The sequence below is a fragment of the Cupriavidus sp. FW305-46 genome (assembly GCF_058787075.1).
In genome coordinates this window covers 32,693-49,913 of the sequence record NZ_JBYSZI010000020.1, presented here as the reverse complement: position 1 = coordinate 49,913, position 17,221 = coordinate 32,693, and the positions used below count along the sequence as shown (strand labels likewise).

Here is a 17,221-nt window from a genome sequence, read left to right as displayed (position 1 = left end):
TCCGTCGCAACCCTGCAGCCTTCCCTGGCTGCGAGCCTGAACCCTGCGCATGAATGTCATCTGGGCCCGTTCCGTGGCCATCCTGATCAGCCTGCTGGTGCTGTCCGCCGGTGTTTACCTGGCCGTGGGCCCGGTGCCGGCGCTGGCGCTGGCATGCGTATCGCTGCTCGGGCTGCTGTTCTACTACCTGTACCAGATCAACCGCCTGTGGAAGGTGCTCGATGCGCCGGTCTACGGCGAGATCCCCAGTGCACTCGGACTTTGGGGCGAGGTGTATTACCGGCTGCACCGGCTGGTCAAGCGCTGGCGCACCCAGGTGCTGCAGGTCGAGCAGCAGCACACGCGCTTTATCCAGGCCATCCAGGCTTCGCCCAACGGCGTGCTGATGCTGGACGACGCCGACCAGATCGAGTGGTGCAACGACGTGGCCGAGCAGCACTTCGGCCTGAACGCGCGGCGCGACGTGCGCCAGCGCATCACCCACCTGATCCGCCGGCCCGAGTTCGTCCACTACCTGACCCGGCAGCGTTTTGACGATCCGCTGGTGATGCGCGACATGGGCGAACACAAGCACAGCGTGATCGCGGTGCAGATCCTGCCCTATGGCGACAACCGCAAGCTGGTGATCACGCAGGACATCACCAAGCTCGAAAACACCGAGGCGATGCGGCGCGACTTCGTTGCCAACGTGTCGCACGAACTGAAGACGCCGCTGACGGTGCTGACCGGCTTCCTGGAGACCGTGCGCGACCTGCCGGTATCGGAAGACGACCGGCGCCGCTACATCGACATGATGCTGGCGCAGTCGGTGCGCATGCAGAGCATCGTCGAAGACCTGCTGGCGCTGGCCAAGCTGGAAAGCGATGCGCAGCCGCCCGGCAATGACATCGTGCCGATCCGTGCCATGGTGGCGCACCTGACCCACGACGCCGAGGCGCTGTCGCAGGGACGGCACCAGGTCTCGGCCGAGATCGACCCGACCGTCGGCATGCGCGGCGCAGAGACCGAGTTGCTGTCGGCGCTGGGCAACCTGGTGTCGAACGCCGTGCGCTACACGCCGGACGGCGGGCGCATCACCATCAGGCTGGCCTGGGAAGAGGGTCATGCCGTGTTCTCGGTGGCCGATACCGGCCTGGGCATCGCTCCCGAGCATATTCCCCGGCTGACCGAGCGCTTCTACCGCGTGGACCGCAGCCGCTCGCGCGACACCGGCGGCACCGGGCTGGGGCTGGCCATCGTCAAGCACGTGCTGTCACGCCACCATGCGGACCTGCGCGTGACCAGCGAAGAGGGCCGGGGCAGCGTGTTCCGCGTGATCTTCCCGCTTGAGCGCAGCCTGCGCTCGGCCGGGGAGGGCGCGGACATGCCCGCGCCAGGCAGCGGCCCGACCGCGCCGCCGCAGTCGCCGGACACCTCGCGGCGCGCCGCCTGAGCCGTAAAGGAAATCCCCGCCGCGGCGGGGTTTTGCATGTTATGCCTCAGGGAAGCCTCCTCGGCTCCTGGCGCAAGGTGGGCAACAGAAGCCCGCTCAGGGCATCCCCCCAAACATCACCAGCATATCGTTCTGACTCACATGTGGACGCTTCGAGCGCGTCTGCTTGCGTGCATAGTTGCCGTCCGGCTGCATGATCCACGCCGAGGCGTTGTCGCGCAGGTGCACCTGCAGGCTTTCCTTGATGACGCGTGCCTTCAGCGCCTTGTCCAGCACCGGGAAGGCAACTTCCACGCGGCGGAACAGGTTGCGGTCCATCCAGTCGGCGCTGGACAGGTACAGCACCTCTTCGCCGCCGGCGTGGAAGTAGTAGACCCGGTGGTGTTCCAGGAAGCGGCCGATGATCGAGCGCACCGAGATGTTCTCGGACATGCCCGGGACGCCCGGCATCAGCGCGCACACGCCGCGCACGATCAGGTCGATCTTCACCCCCGCGCGCGAGGCCTTGTACAGCTCGTCGATGATCGATGGCTCCAGCAGCGCGTTCATCTTGGCGATGATGCGCGCGGGCTTGCCGGCGCGCGCGTTGCGGGCCTCGGCGCGGATATGGTCGACCAGGTTGCTCTGCATGGTGAAGGGCGACTGCCACAGGTGGTTCAGCCGGATGGTGCCGGCGGTGCCGGTCAGCAGCTGGAACACGTGGTGCACGTCTTCGCAGATCTCCTCGTTGGCCGTCAGCAGGCCGAAGTCGGTGTAGAGGCGGGCGGTGCGCGGATGGTAGTTGCCGGTGCCGAGGTGGGCGTAGCGCCGCAGCTTGACCTGCTTGGCCTTGGGGCCGGTGGGCTCGCGCCGCACGATCAGCAGCATCTTGGCGTGGCACTTGTGGCCGACCACGCCGTAGATCACGTGTGCGCCCGCGGATTCCAGGCGCTCGGCCCAGTTGATGTTGGTTTCCTCGTCAAAGCGCGCCAGCAGCTCCACCACCACGGTCACTTCCTTGCCGTTGCGCGCGGCGGTCATCAGCGCTTCCATCACCAGCGACTCATTGCCGGTGCGATAGACGGTCTGCTTGATCGCCACCACGTTGGGGTCGGCCGCGGCCAGCTGCAGCAGGTCGAGCACGGAACTGAAGCTCTCGTACGGGTGGTGCAGCAGCACGTCCTGCTGTCGCATCACGTCGAACATCGACGCGCCGGCGGAGAAGGCCTTGACCGGGGCGGGCACATACGGCGCAAACTTCAGCGCGGGCCGGTCCACCATGTCGGGGATCTGCATCAGCCGCACCAGGTTCACCGGGCCGGAAACACGATACAGGTCCTGCTCGGCGAGGCCCGATTCCAGCAGCAGCCGGCGCGCCAGCGGTGCCGGCGTGTCCGACGAGACTTCCAGGCGCACGGTATCGCCGAAATGGCGCGTGGGCAGCTCGCCCTGCAGCGCCTCGCGCAGGTCGGTGATCTCGTCTTCCGAGACGAACAGGTCGGAGTTGCGCGTGACGCGGAACTGGTAGCAGCCGTGCACGGCAATCGCCGGGAACAGCTCATGCACGAAGCCCTGCATGAACGACGACAGCATCACGAAGCCATACGGGTAGCCCGACAGCTTCTCCGGCATCTTCACCACGCGCGGCAGCGCGCGCGGCGCCTGCACGATGGCCAGGTCGGCCTCGCGGCCGAAGGCGTCCTTGCCGGACAATTCCACCACGAAGTTCAGGCTCTTGTTGAGCACGCGGGGAAAGGGGTGGGCGGGATCCAGTGCAATCGGGGTCAGCACCGGCCCCAGTTCGCGCTGGAAGAATTCGCGCGCCCATTCGCGCTGGGCGTCGGTCCAGGTGGTGGTCAGGTGGAAAAAGACCCCCTCTTTTTCAAGTAGTGGAAAAATGGTGTTCTGCAGCATGTCATACTGCGAAGCCACAAGCAGTTGCGTGCGCTCGGTGACAAGCTGGTAGGTCTGCTGGAATGACAGGCCGTCCGGCGTCAGCCCCGAAGCGTTGTCGCGCATCTGTTCCTTCAGGCCCGCCATGCGGATTTCAAAGAACTCGTCCAGGTTGCTGGACACGATGCAGATGAATTTCAGCCGCTCCAGCAGCGGGACCTTCGGGTCCGCCGCTTGCGCCAGCACGCGGGCATTGAATTCCAGGATGCCCAGTTCGCGGTTGAGCAGCGTACTGGACGGAGTCGTCGACATGAGCATGACCTTCTTTTGGTAATGTGGCGACTTTTTCATAAAAACGTGTCACTTTTATGACAGTTTGATTTTGTCATGATGCAGACATGACCAGGACATATTTTTCCCGGGCGCGAACGCCGGCAGGCCCAGGCACCAGAGTGCACCTGCCGCGCCACGCAACGCCAACGCGAACCAGCCCTCCTAGCACACGATGAACAACACCCCACGCCTGCTGGCTGCCGTCGACATGGGTTCGAACAGCTTCCGCCTGATGATCGGGCGGGTGGACGAGACCCCCACGGCCAATGGCCCGGCCAGCCAGATCTTCCAGGTCGACGCGCTGCGCGAGCCGGTGCGCCTGGCCGCCGGCCTGACTCCCGACAAATACCTGGACCAGCCCGCGCGGCGCCGTGGCATCGATGCGCTGCGGCGCTTCGGCGACCGGCTGCGCGAGTTCGCGCCCAACCAGGTGCGTGCCGTCGCCACCAATACACTGCGCGTGGCCAAGAACGCGTCCGAGTTCCTGATCGAGGCCGAAAGCGCGCTGGGCTTCCCGATCGAAGTGATCGCCGGGCGCGAGGAAGCGCGGCTGATCTACCTCGGGGCCTCGCACGACGCCCCGGCCTGCCAGGGCAACCGCCTGGTGGTCGATATCGGCGGCGGCTCGACCGAGTTCATCATCGGCAACGGCTACCAGTCCAAGCTGATGGAAAGCCTGTATATCGGCTGCGTATCGCACAGCCGCCAGTTCTTCCCCAGCGGCAACGTCGACGAATACGCGATGAAGCAGGCCGAGCTGGCCGCGCGCCGCGAGATCCAGGTGCTGGTGCGCCAGTACCGCGCCGCGGGCTGGGAGCAGGCGGTCGGCTCGTCGGGCACGGCGCGCGCGCTGGCCGAGCTGATCGAACTCAATGGCATGAACGACAGCACCGCCGAGCACGGTATCACGCGCGAAGGGCTGGAGCGCCTCAAGCGCGCGCTGATCAAGGCCGAGAACACCAACCGCGTCAAGCTGACCGGCCTCAAGGCGGACCGCATCCCGGTGCTGCCGGGCGGCTTGTCGATCATGCTGGGCGTGTTTGCCGAACTCGATATCGAGCGCATGGATGTCACCGACGGCGCGCTGCGGCTGGGCGTGCTGTACGACCTGCTCGGACGCAGCCACCATGAGGACATGCGCACCGTCACGGTGGACCAGTTCATGCGCCGCTACGGCGTGGACCGGGCCCAGTCCGGCCGCGTGCGCCGTGCCGCGCAGACGCTGCTGTCACAGTTCCCGGAGCCGGCCAACGAACGGCGCGAGGACAACCTGGCGCTGCTGGGCTGGGCCGCCAGCCTGCATGAGACCGGCATGTCGATCTCGCACAGCGGCTACCACAAGCATTCGGCCTATATCGCCACCCATGCCGACATGCCGGGCTTCTCCAAGACCGACCAGGCGCGGCTGGCGACGCTGCTGCTGGGCCATGCGGGCAAGCTCGGCAAGCTGTCGGGCAGCGGCAGGTTCGTCGACTGGCGCATGCTGTTCAGCCTGCGCCTGGCCTTTGTGCTGTGCCGCCGCCGCTCGGACGTGGCCTTGCCCGATATCCGCGTGAGCCAGCTGGCCGAGGCGCTGGACGAAGGCTTCACCGTGCGCCTGCCGAAGGTGTGGATCGAGGCCAATCCGCTGATCGAATACAGCCTGGCACAGGAGGCTGACGAATGGCAGCGGATTGGCAAGCGCTACAAGGTCATCTACGACTGAGCGCAGGGCGGAGGGCGGCCGCCAGGGCGGCGGCCGCTGACAGGCGCCTGGTGCCGCTCAGGCGCCATTGTTCAGGCCGAGGAAGTGGCGGGCGTAGCGCGGGTTCATGTCGTTCACGCGCAGCAGCGTCAGGAAGTCCGCCACGTTGAAGTCCGGATCCCAGGCCGGCTGGCCGCAGATTTTTGCGCCCAGGCGCAGGTAGCCCTTGATCAGCGCGGGCGGCTCGACATCCAGCTGCTGGTTCAGGTCCTCGACCGGCAGTGGCACGCGCGGGAAGGCGTGGTATTCGATCGGCGCCAGCGAGCGCTCGCTGAACAGCCGGTGCAGGCTGGCCGCATAGTGGCCGCCGTCGTTCATCGGCACGCTGGCGCAGCCCAGCATCGATTCGATGCCCCAGCGCTGCAGGTACTCGCCCAGGCCGCCCCACAGCGCCATGATGACGCTGCCCGAACGGTAGTCGCGGTGCACGCAGGAGCGGCCCAGTTCCAGCATCTTGGGGCGCAGGTGGGCCAGGCGCACCAGGTCGAATTCAGATTCCGCGTACAGGCAGCCCAGGCGCTTGGCCTGGTGCGGCGGCAGCACGCGGTAGGTGCCCACCACGCGCAGACTGGCCATGTCGCGCACGATCAGGTGGTCGCAGTAGGCATCGAACATGTCGATGTCCAGCTCCGGCACCGAAGAGGTCAGGCGCGCGCCCATTTCCTCGGCAAAGACCTTGTAGCGCAGGCGCTGGGCTTCGACTACTTCGTCCTGGTGGCGCGCCCACGCCACGCTGAGAACAGGCGATTCATGTGCCGGTGTATCTGATTGGCGATGAAGACGGCTCCGCGCCGTCTGGCCACCAAGGCCATTGGGCAGAGAGTCGAAAAGCGGCTGGGTGGGCGTCGGCAGATCTCGCATCAGTATGTCCTTTTGGTGACGAAACTGTTGCGATGCAATGTAGTGAGAGCGGGTGACAGTGCCGTGACCCGGGGATGACGGTTCCGTGACGTCCGCTGCCAGGGCGGACGGTCGGGCGCTTTCGCGAGATGGGTCAGGGTGTGCGTTGCGATCCTGGACAGCAATATGACGATCAGCCGGGCCATTCATGGGGAATCTCCGTGACAACTGCTAATCGGCACCGGAAGAGGCGCCAAGGCCACTCTAGTAACGGTAGATTCCGCCCGCCATCAGCTATTTCTGATTTTGACGGGACAAAATGGGCCAGGTGCCGTCAGGCGGCACCTGGCACGCCGGGGGGCTCAGAGGAATTCGGGGTTGATGACGGCGCGCAGCACGGTCTGCGCCTCGCTTTCGCGGGTGCGGCCGGTCAGCCACCAGATGCCGCTCTTGCGCACGCTCCAGTTCATCTCCGAGCCGGCCAGCAGCAGGCTGGCGACGCGGCCGATCCAGGGCTGGTGCCCGACTACCACCACGTGCTCGGGGCGTTCCGGCCACTCGACTGCTGCAAGCACTGCGCTGACGTCGGCGCCGGGCGCAAGGGCGTCAATGATCTCCGCCTCGGCAGACAGCGCGGCCGCCGTTTCACGGGTGCGCAGCGCAGGGCTGCAAAGGACGCGGGTGTCGGCCGGCAGATGCGCGCGCAGCCATTTGGCGGATACCTCCGCCTGCTTGCGGCCGCGGCGTGTCAGCGGGCGCTGCAGGTCGGCATGGCGGCTCAGGCTGAGCGCGTCGGGGAGGTCTTCGGCTTCGGCGTGGCGCCACAGGATCAGGTTCATGTCGGGCAGGGCAATGAGCGAGCTTCGAGTATGGTGAAGCGGCCCGACCGGTGCAAGCGCCAGCTGGCCCGCGCCGATGGCGCAGGCCAGGCTGCGCGCGGCGCGTAAACGGAAGCAGGCTGCCTGTCGGGCAGCCCGCAAGTGTGTCCGGGCGCGGTGTCAGCGGCGTGACAGCGCGTCGGCGCACAACGGCCGCGGCGCGGGCGACAGCCGCGTATGCGGTATCGCCGGGGCCGTGCAGAAACTCAGGACTTGTGGCGGAAGTTGATGCGTCCCTTGGTCAGGTCATAGGGCGACATTTCCAGGGTGACACGGTCGCCGGCCAGGATGCGGATGCGGTGCTTCTGCATCTTGCCCGAAGCGTATGCCCAGATTTCGACACCGTTTTCCAGCGTGACACGATAGCGGTTGTCAGGCAGGGCTTCCGACACCACGCCGCCAAATTCAATGAGTTCTTCCTTAGCCAATCTGTCTTCCTTTTCGGCAGCCCGTGAAGGCTGCGTGGTTGCGATTTCAAAAATCCTGTTCGGTTCGCCCGGCACGGCGCGGAACCGCGGCATGTTTCGCCGGTTGCGGCGAAGCGCGCCTTGGGTTGTTCGGGGCAAGCTCACGCGGACTGCGGCGCGCGGCGCCTGATGCTCGGTCCTGTCAGCGGTATCGCCCAACGGGCGCGGATGGCTTGGGCGACGGCCTGGCCGCTGACGGCCGGGGAGGCCGTGTGCTTTGCGGAGCAGGCGGGCAGGTTGTACCCGGTGGTTCGCCAGTTTGGTGTCGTCGCGGAAGGCCCGCGCCGGCGGCTGCTGTTCGCTCGCGAAGAGCGCGCTGGTGAGAACGCCCGGTTACAGGGATGCACGGACACCCCGTGGGCTACTTTGACATTGTATCACGTACGCAGTTGCAGCATGACCGGCACGTTGCGGCAGATCGCCGGCCGCGACGGTTGCACCGTGCCGGGCAGGTCGGCAATTCATGTGCCTTGAAAGGCGTGTCTTGCGGCCTGGCCGGCTTGGTATTTGCCCCGTATGAGCTAGAACTAACTCGTACGGCCTTGCCGGGCCGGATCTCGCAAGGAGACTGCCATGGAACTCCATCTGGAATCGCACCGCTACGTTCGCTGCCGGCCGGACTGGCGGGCCGCAGTGGTGGCGGGGCTGATTGCCGGCGCGGTCTACATGGTGCTGGAACTGCTGACGGCGCGCTTCCTGCTGTATCAGGGGGCCTGGGGCACCGTGAAGATGGTCGCGGCCATCATCCTCGGGCGTGAAGCCCTGTCTGCCGATGCCTTCAACTGGACAGTCGTGCTTTCGGCGGGGACGGTGCACTTCGCGCTGTCGATCATCCTGGCGGCGGTGCTGGCGATGATCCTGTCGTCATTCCGCTTCGATTCCAGCCTGTGGCTGGCCTCGGTGGTCGGGATCGTGTTTGGCGTGGTGGTCTACCTGGTCAATTTCTATCTGCTGGGAACCTACTTCAACTGGTTCGACGAGGCCCGCGGCTGGGAAAGCCTGTTTGCCCACGCGCTCTTCGGGCTGGTGGCGGCCGACGTCTACTGCAATCTCGAGCGACGGCGCGGCGAGGCGGAACAGCAGCCTGCCTGAACCACGTGGTGGGGATGAGGGAGGACCGGCGGCAGCCGGCACCCTCCCGGCCGGCGCCTCCAGCTAGCCCATCTGGTTGATATGACGTTTAACGCGCTCGCACTAACCTAAAGGCAAACAATCAGAGCGGCCGCCGCCAACCATGCCCGCGGACGGCTACACCGGAGTACCGAGCCCATGCGGGTCGCCATCGTCAGTACCGAAACCACCGGGCTCACGCCAGCGGACGAGCCCGTCAGCATCGGCCTGTTGCTTGTCGAAGTGGCGCCGCGGGCTGGCACGCTGTTGCGCGAGATCACCGACTATTACGGTTCGCAGGAGCCCACCGTGCCGATCAGCGAAGCGGCCACCGGCACGCACGGGCTGACCGCGGAGATGCTGCGCGGGCGACGCTTTGACGTCGATGCCATCCGTGCCATCGTTGACGACGCGGATGTGCTGGTCGCCCACGGCGCCGAATTCGATGCGCGGATGCTGGGAAAAGTGCTTCCCGACATCCAGCACAAGCGCTGGCGCTGCTCGGTGCGCCAGGTCCGCTGGTCCCAGTACTTCCACGTCCCTAACCACAAGCTCGATACGCTGTGCGAGCACCTGCGCATCTTCCGGCCCCGTCCGCAGGTTGCGCTGGATGATTGCCTGGCGCTGTCCAAGTTGCTGTTCCAGCACATGGGTGCAGCCGGCCAGGCCACGCCCATGGGCTTCCTGCTGGCCGAGTCCGACTTTGTGCCGCGGGTTGCATTCATCGTGCCTGCGCCGCCCGCGCCGCCGCCGTCACCTGCGGTCCCGGCCGAGGCAGGCCAGTCGTGGATGCCAAAGGTCGAGACCGGCCATGCTGGCCCAAGCCGGCGGCTGGTCATCGTCGCGGTGATGCTGATGCTGTTCGCGGGGGCGCTGATCTGGCCGGACTTGCTGCGGTGGTGAGAACAGATCGTGCCTGTCCGGCTATTGGACGCGGTTGGCAGAAAAGAAAAACGGCCTGGATCTTTCGATCCAAGCCGTTGTTTCCATTGGGTATTTCTGGTCGGAGCGATAGGATTCGAACCTACGACCCTCTGATCCCAAATCAGATGCGCTACCAGGCTGCGCTACGCTCCGAAGCCGGCCATTGTAGCCGGCCCCCGCGATCGCGGTCAATCTAATGTGATGATGCGCCGCTCTGGCGCACTCAACCTTGCCGGCCTGCTCCCCCTTCTGGCGGGGACGCTTTGGCTTGACTTGGGTTTGCGCGCTGGGATAATCCGCACACCGCACCAGTCCGACCGGCGTGCTTTTGGGAACGCCCGGTTTGCCTATTCCTTCCGGACTGACCTGATCACCACAACAATAACGGCGCTCCCGCCCGCGGCGGGCGCCTCGGCGTGTTTGCGTCTGCCGGCTGGCGGCGCCAGCCGGCCTGAAAACGGGTATGCGGCTTTGATAACAACGGTCCGACACAGGACCGGTAAAGAGCAGGTAACAGCGGCGCCATGCGGTGCACCGCTGGTCGCCTTGGACGGGAATGAAGATGTTTCAGTCGCACATAGTTGTGCTCATCGCGGGGTTGTTCGCCCTGCAGATGGCTGTGGTTTGCGTGGTATTGCGCCGCTCGGCGGGCATGGATCGCAGCGGCCTGACGTCGTGGGCGCTGGGAAGCGTGCTGGCCGCAATGGCAGCGACCCTGGCGGCGGTGCAGGAACTGCGCCCGCTGTGGCTGGTACTGGAATCGAGCGACCTGGCGCTGCTGGCGGCGCTCTCGGTCATGGCCGTGGGCGCGCGGCATTTCGCTGGCCGGCCCGGCCGCGCCGCGCCGTTGCTGGCGCTCAACCTGGCGGCCGCAGCGGCGGTGGCCTGGCACGACCTGGCGCCGCAGTATCTTGCCGTGCCGGCGCTGATGCCGGAGATGCCACCGCTGCTGACGATGTGCCATATCGCACTGCTGCTGGACCTGGCCCGCAGCGCCTTGCCGTCGGTGCCGGCCACGCGCGGCACCGGCCGGCTGGCGGCGTTGTCGCTGGTATTGATCGTCATCGCCGTGGCGGCCATCAACGCATGGACCGTGGCGCTGCCGCTGGCGGCAGTCATGCAGGGCGGCGCCTGGCCGCGGCCGATGCCGTGGGACGGCGAACTCGCCATGCTCAACGTCTTTGCACTGGTGGGCGTGTCGGTCAGCTTTGCGCTGATGGCACACGACCGGCTGCGGCGTATGCTGGAGCGGCGCGCGCGCCATGACGACCTGACCGATGTGCTGCTGCGCGGCGCGTTCTGGGAAGAGCTGGAGGCAGCCTGCCTGCGCGCCGAGCGGCAGCGCAAGCCCCTGACGGTGGCCTTTGTCGACCTCGATCACTTCAAGGCAATCAACGATGTCTACGGCCACCTGGCGGGCGACAGCGTGCTGCGGCATTTCGCCGGGCAACTGCGCAAGAATTTTGGCCAGCTCGAGGTGGCGGTGCGCCTGGGCGGCGAGGAATTTGCCATCCTGATGCCGGATACGGCGCTGGAGCAGGGCCGGCTGGCCTGCCTGCGGCTGGCCACGGCGGTGCGCGCCACGCCATGCCCGTCTGAACCCGATCCGATCGCCTATACCGTCAGCATCGGCCTGGCGGCGCGGCAGCCGGGCGAAGGCGCCGATGCGCTGATGCGACGCGCGGACCGTGCGCTATACGACGCCAAGCTGAAAGGGCGCAACTGCGTGTCCCTGCATCCGGCAGGCAGCGAGGCGGGCGCCGATGGCGGCGCGGACGATGGCCACTACATCACGCGCGGACAGCCGCGTGCCGCCTCCTGATATGCGCCGCTTGTCACTGCGCAGCGGCGCTGCGGTAGAATGCACGCCTTCGCGTCCTTAGCTCAGTTGGATAGAGCACTCGCCTTCTAAGCGAGCGGTCAGAGGTTCGAATCCTCTAGGACGCGCCAGCCCCTTGGGGTCATCCCATGGATTCAGGTTACTGATTCCCGCCGGGCGATTCCCCGCCTGGTCTGTCACGCTCGTGGCACCGACGTCCTTCCCATGTAGCGATTGGCATACGTCTTGAGGTTGTTCCGGCCGGGTCACTCGTCTAGACTGGATTTCACCTTCCCAAGAGACCGGTACTTAACCCGGCTTGGTGAGGGCCGGCGGTGAGGCTGCCGATCCGATACCTTTGCGGTGATCTGCAGGGAGACCAGCGATGTTGCCCACGTCCACTTCAGAGAGAGCCCTGTCCCGCGGACTACTCGATGTCCTGATCCGTGCCGGGCTGATCGCGGTGCTGGCCATCTTCTGCTTCCGGATATTCCGCCCCTTCCTTGATCTCATTGTCTGGTCCGTGATCCTGGCGGTGACCATCTACCCGCTGCAGGTCAGGCTCAGGCGCCGGCTGGGCAACAAGGACGGCCGCGCCGCCACGCTGATCGTGCTGGCCGCCATTGCCATCATTGCGCTGCCAGCCTACCTGCTGGGCGCCGCCATGATTGACTCGATGGAGCATGCGATCGCCATCGTCAAGAGCGAAGGCATTCATATTCCGCCACCGCATGAGTCGGTAGCCAGCTGGCCGCTGGTTGGCCAGCGCCTGTATGACTTCTGGCTGCAAGCCGCCTCGGACCTGGCCGGCCTGATGCAGACGCTGGCGCCTCAGCTCAAGGCAATCACTCTGGCCGTGCTGGCCGCAGCCGCCGGCATCGGCAAGGGGCTGCTGATCTTCGTCTTCGCGCTGATTATCGGGGGCATTTTCATGGCCTACGGCGAGGCCGGCAACCGTAGCGCCGTGCAGATTGCCTCGCGCATTTTCGGCCTGGAGCGGGGCCAGCGCATCGCCACGCTATGCACGGCGACCATCCGCGCGGTGGCGCAGGGTGTGGTCGGCATCGCCTTCATCCAGATGCTGCTGATCGGCATAGGCTTTGTGATCAAGGGGGTTCCTGCCGCGGGCGTGCTGGCCATGGCAGTGCTGCTGCTGGGCATCGCGCAGTTGCCGGCCACGCTGATCACGGTGCCGGTAATCATCTATGTCTTTGCCACGGAAGGTGCCAGCGTTGCCACCATCGTCTTCTCCATCTACGTCTTCGTTGCGGGACTGGCCGACAACGTGCTCAAGCCACTGCTGCTCGGGCGCGGCGTCGATGTGCCGATGCCGGTGGTATTGATCGGTGCCCTGGGCGGCATGGTGACAGGCGGCGTGATCGGCCTGTTCATCGGTCCGGTGGTGCTTGCGGTCGGGTATCAGCTGTTCTGGCAATGGGTGGAAGACCCGCCGCTGCAGGCGGATCCCGGCAACCAGCAACAGACCTGAAGTGGTCCGGGCCGCCCATGTCGCGCTGGAATCATCCATTGCGCGCATTGCTGGCCGGCGCCTGCTGCCTTGGCGGCTGCGCGCGCCTGGGGCCCGATTTCCAGCCGCAGCATGAACCCTGGACGCAGCAGTGGCACAGCCCGGCGCTTGAGCAGGCGACCGAGCAGCGGGCCCAGCCCGACATCCGCGAGTGGTGGCAGGTCTTTGCCGACCCGACGCTCGAACGCCTGATCGCCGAAGCCGACGCGCACAATGCCAGCCTGCGGATTGCCGGCCTGCGCGTGATGGAAGCGCGCGCCCAACTGGGCATTGCCCAGAGCGGGCGCTTCCCGCAACTGCAGCAGGCCAGTGCCGATGCCCTGTACACGGACCGCCGGCAGGCCGGCGGCCTCAACCCGCAGAACAGCCGCTTCTGGCAATACAGCGCGGGCTTCGATATCGGCTGGGAACTCGATTTCTGGGGCCGCTTCAGCCGCGCCATCGAGTCTGCCGATGCTGTCTATTTTGCCGCCCGCGCCAACCGCGACGATGTGCTGGTGCTGCTGCGCGCCCAGGTGGCAGAGACCTACTTTGCGCTGCGCACGGCCGAGGCACGGCTGCGCATCGCTCGCGAAAACGCGGCGCTGCAAAAGCGCAGCCTTGAAATCACCGAGCGGCTGTTCAAGAGCGGCGAGACCGACGAGCTCGACCTGCAGCAAGCGAAGACGCAGTACCTGGGCACCCTGAGCACCATCCCTGAGTTTGAAAGCCAGATCATGCGCACCCGCAATGCCCTGGCGGTGCTGATGGGCCGCCCGCCAGGCCCGTTGCCGGAGCTGCCGGAACTGGCGGGCAAGGAAGGGGTGATTCCACTGATCGATCGCGCGGTACTGCAGGACGTGCCCGCCAGCCTGCTCTCGCGCCGTCCGGACATCCGCGCCGCCGAGCTGCAGATCGCCGCGCAATCGGCGCTGATCGGCGTGGCCGAAGCCGATCTCTATCCGTCGCTGACGCTGCTGGGCAGCATTGTCTGGTCTGCCAGCACGCTGGCCGGTACGCCCAACAGCCTGGCCCTGATCGGCGGCCCCAGCCTGCGCTGGAACGTGTTCGACTATGGCCGCATCAAGAACACCGTGCGCGTGCAGGACGCCCGCCTGCAGCAGCTGATCGTCGCCTACCAGGATGCCGTGCGCCAGGCGGCGCGCGAGGCCGACGATGCCGCCAGTGCCCTGATCAAGGCGCTGGAGCGCGAGCAGATCCTGCGCGACAGCGCGCTGGCCGCCAGGCGTTCGCTGACGCTGGCCAACGCGCTCTACCGCGAAGGCTACTCGGACTTCCAGCGCGTGCTGGATTCCCAGCGTGCGCTGGCCGCCCAGCAGGACACCTACCTGGTCAACCGCAGCAATGCCGTCAGCAACCTGATCGCGTTGTACAAGGCGCTCGGCGGCGGCTGGCACAGCGAGCAGCCACTGGTGGACCCGGCCACCCGTGAGCAGATGCAGCACCGCACCGACTGGGGGAACCTGCTGGATGAACCAGGCCCGCCGTCCGCCGGTGCCAGCCTCCCTGTGAAGCAGAGGTAGATCTCCCTGAGCGAGTGCCGATGAGCGATGCCCCGCAACCCCCCGCAGCCCCAGCGCCCAGCGCACCGCCGCCCGCCGCCGACCCGGCAAGGAAGGGCGTGCGCTGGGTGCTCTTGCTGATCGTCATCAGCCTGGCCTGGTACCTGTTTGCCGACCGGTTGACCCCGTACACGCAGCAGGCGCGGGTACAGGCTTTCGTGGTGCCGGTTGCGGCGGAAGTGTCCGGGCGCGTGACCAAGGTCCATGTGCGCAACAACCAGGACGTCGCGGCAGGCACTGTCCTGTTCGAGGTCGATCCCCAGCACTACAAGATTGCCGTGGACCGCGCCCGCGCCGATCTGGAGTCGACACGCCGGCAGATCGGCGCCAGCACCGCCGGCATCGAATCGGCGCAGGCATCGCTGCGCGCAGCACGCGCCAACGAGCTCAAGGCGCGCCAGGACAGCGATCGCCTGGAGCGCCTGTACAGCGATGATCCCGGCACCATCTCCCTGCGCCGTCTGGAGGTGGCGCGGGCCAGCCTCGAGCAGGCTGTCAGCCAGGTCGCCGCCGCCAAGGCCGAGGTCCAGCGTGCGCGCGAACAGCAGGGGGGCAGCGAGGAAGAGAACGCCAAGCTGCGCAGCGCCGCCACCGCCCTGGAAAAGGCCGAACTGGATCTTGCCAATACGCGGGTGCGGGCGCGCGCCGCCGGGCTGGTCACCGACCTGCGCACCGACGCCGGCCAGTTTGCCGCAGCCGGCAACCCGGTCATGACGCTGATCGCGATCCACGATCTGTGGATCAGCGCGGAGATGACCGAGAACAACCTGGGCCGTGTCGAACCCGGCACGCCGGTTGCCATCGTGCTGGATGCGCTGCCGGGCAGGATCTTCGAAGGCCGTGTGCGCAGCGTTGGCTATGGCGTCAACGTCGGCCCGAGCACGCCGCCGGGCAGCTTGCCGACGGTGCAGAACAGCCGAGACTGGCTGCGTCCGGCACAACGCTTCCCGGTGGTGGTCGAGTTTGCCCAGGGCGAACTCGCCTCGATGCGGGGCATTCGCGTGGGCGGGCAGGCCGAAGTCATGGCGTTTCCCACCCAGGGCAACCCGCTCAATCCGCTCGGCCGCGTATTCCTGTACCTGATGAGCTGGCTTTCCTATGTCTACTGACGCCCCGGCGCTGCCGTTGCCCGCGCGCGATCCACGCGCCCAGCGTTCGCTGCGCCTGGCCAGCGGCACCGCGCTGTGCCTGGCGGCCAGCTTCGGCCTGGGCCTGCCGATCCCCATGCTCGCGCCGGTGCTCGGCGTATTCCTGCTGGCCAGCGTCAACCAGCCGATGTCGGCCAAGGCCGGGCTGGGCCTGGTGCTGGTCGTGATGCTGACCACCGGCACCGGCCTGCTGCTGATCCCCTTGCTGCGCTACTATCCCGTCAGCGGCGTGCTGATGATCGGCCTGTGCCTGTTCCTGGCCTTTCGCTACGGATTGCGCGGCGGCAATAACCTGGTCTCCACCTTGCTGGTGGTCGGCCTGACCATGATCTCGGCGGCGGGCACCATCGATTTCGGGCTGGCGGTCATGGTCATCGATGCCCTGGTCAAGGGACTGCTCGTCGCGGTCGCGGTGCTGACACTTGGCCACTGGCTGTTTCCCGAACCGTCCGGCGCGCAGGCGCGGCCTGCGGCCAAGGCTCTGCCGGATGACCAGGCCGCCTGGATTGCGCTGCGCGCGGCGCTGGTGGTGATGCCGGCCTTCCTGCTGGCGCTGAACGATCCGGCCGCGTACATCCCGATCATCATGAAAGCGGTCAGCCTCGGCCGGCAAAGCTGCACCACCACGGCACGCGGCGCCGGGCGGGAGCTGCTTGGCTCGACCATGTTCGGCGGCGTGCTGGCCATCGTGTTCTGGTGTGCACTCAGCCTGTTCGTACATTTGTGGATGTACTTCCTGTGGATGCTGCTGTTCGGCCTGCTGGCGGCGCGCAAGCTGTATGGCCTCAGCCCGTCGCGGTACCCGCCAGGCTTCTGGGTGAACACTCTCGTGACGCTGATCATCCTGCTGGGCCAGTCCGTGCAGGACAGCGCGGCCGGAAAGGATGTCTATACCGCCTTCGCCGTGCGCATGGGCCTGTTTATCGGCGTCACGCTGTATGCCTGGCTGATGATCGAGCTGCTCGACCAGCCGCGCGGCGCACGACGGCGCGCCCGCTGAAGAGGCCGGTCGTGCTGAGCAACCTGCTGATCGGCCTTCCCGTAATGCTGCTGTGCCTGCTGCTGCAGGCGCTCTTCGTGGCCATCTGCCTGCGCTACTACGTGCGCTTCAAGCATGCCCGGCAAGGCCGCGAATCGCTGTGGCAGGACGTCCTGCTGTTGTCGGTTGTGATGATGCTGATGCTGCTTGGCAATTTCGTGCAGATGGCGATCTGGGCCGTCTTGTTCATGCTGCTGGGCGAGTTCGGCGATTTCGCTACCGCGCTCTATCACTCGGGCGTGAACTTCGCCACGCTGGGCTACGGCGATATCGTCATGTCCGAAGCCCGGCGCTTGCTGGGGCCGCTCGAGGCGGCCAACGGCATCCTGATGTTCGGCGTCTCCACCGCAGTGATGACCGCGGCGGTGCTGGACGTGATCAAGCGCAACCCGGCCAGGCTGCGGCAGGACGAGCGGCCATAGGGATGGGGGCGTCGGGCGCAGCCCGGGCCGGGACTGGGACGGTTCTAATATCGGATGCCGAATCGCGGGCGGGGCTGGGCAATCGATGCATCCCGATCTCTGC

General features: G+C 66.5%; 14 protein-coding genes and 2 tRNA genes. 11 read left to right on the top strand and 5 right to left on the bottom strand.

The features are described from left to right. Positions 1–49 precede the first annotated feature (49 nt). Positions 50–1,432 (top strand): phosphate regulon sensor histidine kinase PhoR, encoded by a 1,383-nt coding sequence (gene phoR, locus AC3WON_RS12200; RefSeq protein ID WP_010814306.1) that lies wholly within the window; start codon positions 50–52, stop codon positions 1,430–1,432. Between the two features lie 96 nt (positions 1,433–1,528). Here phoR and ppk1 read toward each other — a convergent pair whose 3' ends face one another. Beyond that, the gene (gene ppk1 / locus AC3WON_RS12195) at positions 1,529–3,655 is read right to left on the bottom strand and encodes a polyphosphate kinase 1 (protein ID WP_492351917.1); all 2,127 of its coding nucleotides are present in this window, start codon (positions 3,653–3,655) and stop codon (positions 1,529–1,531) included. A 154-nt stretch (positions 3,656–3,809) separates the two neighbouring features. Here ppk1 and ppx point away from each other — a divergent pair, with 154 nt between their 5' ends. Then, positions 3,810–5,342: an exopolyphosphatase gene (ppx, locus tag AC3WON_RS12190; protein WP_492320602.1), complete on the top strand. Its 1,533-nt coding sequence runs from the start codon at positions 3,810–3,812 to the stop codon at positions 5,340–5,342. 57 nt (positions 5,343–5,399) lie between these two features. Here ppx and AC3WON_RS12185 read toward each other — a convergent pair whose 3' ends face one another. From AC3WON_RS12185 to infA, 3 genes are all read right to left on the bottom strand, one after another. Continuing rightward, complete coding sequence (locus AC3WON_RS12185; protein ID WP_492320603.1) at positions 5,400–6,242, bottom strand: GNAT family N-acetyltransferase; 843 nt, start codon at positions 6,240–6,242, stop codon at positions 5,400–5,402. Positions 6,243–6,583: 341 nt separating this feature from the next. Further along, positions 6,584–7,060, bottom strand: coding sequence for a SixA phosphatase family protein (locus AC3WON_RS12180; RefSeq protein ID WP_492320604.1), 477 nt, complete (start codon positions 7,058–7,060; stop codon positions 6,584–6,586). Between the two features lie 245 nt (positions 7,061–7,305). Next, entirely contained in the window at positions 7,306–7,527 is a 222-nt protein-coding gene (gene infA, locus AC3WON_RS12175) for a translation initiation factor IF-1 (RefSeq protein WP_008641674.1), read from the bottom strand. A gap of 612 nt (positions 7,528–8,139) precedes the next feature. Here infA and AC3WON_RS12170 point away from each other — a divergent pair. Together AC3WON_RS12170 and AC3WON_RS12165 are read left to right on the top strand one after the other, a co-directional pair. Further along, positions 8,140–8,658, top strand: coding sequence for a hypothetical protein (locus AC3WON_RS12170; protein ID WP_492320605.1), 519 nt, complete (start codon positions 8,140–8,142; stop codon positions 8,656–8,658). Positions 8,659–8,835: 177 nt separating this feature from the next. After that, the gene (locus AC3WON_RS12165) at positions 8,836–9,579 is read left to right on the top strand and encodes an exonuclease domain-containing protein (protein ID WP_492320606.1); all 744 of its coding nucleotides are present in this window, start codon (positions 8,836–8,838) and stop codon (positions 9,577–9,579) included. 97 nt (positions 9,580–9,676) lie between these two features. Here AC3WON_RS12165 and AC3WON_RS12160 read toward each other — a convergent pair. Further along, a tRNA-Pro gene (locus AC3WON_RS12160) sits at positions 9,677–9,753 on the bottom strand. 409 nt (positions 9,754–10,162) lie between these two features. Between AC3WON_RS12160 and AC3WON_RS12155 the strand changes: the two genes are divergently transcribed. From AC3WON_RS12155 to AC3WON_RS12125, 7 genes are all read left to right on the top strand, one after another. Beyond that, a complete protein-coding gene (locus tag AC3WON_RS12155; protein WP_492351926.1) occupies positions 10,163–11,422 on the top strand; it encodes a GGDEF domain-containing protein in 1,260 nt (419 codons plus the stop codon). Between the two features lie 51 nt (positions 11,423–11,473). Then, a tRNA-Arg gene (locus AC3WON_RS12150) sits at positions 11,474–11,550 on the top strand. A gap of 254 nt (positions 11,551–11,804) precedes the next feature. Continuing rightward, positions 11,805–12,908, top strand: coding sequence for an AI-2E family transporter (locus AC3WON_RS12145; RefSeq protein WP_492351916.1), 1,104 nt, complete (start codon positions 11,805–11,807; stop codon positions 12,906–12,908). A gap of 17 nt (positions 12,909–12,925) precedes the next feature. Beyond that, positions 12,926–14,470: an efflux transporter outer membrane subunit gene (locus AC3WON_RS12140; RefSeq protein ID WP_492320609.1), complete on the top strand. Its 1,545-nt coding sequence runs from the start codon at positions 12,926–12,928 to the stop codon at positions 14,468–14,470. 20 nt (positions 14,471–14,490) lie between these two features. Continuing rightward, positions 14,491–15,618 carry an HlyD family secretion protein gene (locus tag AC3WON_RS12135; RefSeq protein WP_492320610.1) on the top strand — a complete coding sequence of 376 codons (1,128 nt, stop codon included), beginning with the start codon at positions 14,491–14,493 and terminating at the stop codon, positions 15,616–15,618. Next, positions 15,608–16,657, top strand: coding sequence for a DUF2955 domain-containing protein (locus AC3WON_RS12130; protein ID WP_492351915.1), 1,050 nt, complete (start codon positions 15,608–15,610; stop codon positions 16,655–16,657). Before AC3WON_RS12135 ends, AC3WON_RS12130 begins: the two co-directional genes overlap by 11 nt. An 11-nt stretch (positions 16,658–16,668) precedes the next feature. Further along, complete coding sequence (locus tag AC3WON_RS12125; protein WP_492320612.1) at positions 16,669–17,118, top strand: potassium channel family protein; 450 nt, start codon at positions 16,669–16,671, stop codon at positions 17,116–17,118. The last annotated feature ends 103 nt before the right edge of the window (positions 17,119–17,221 follow it).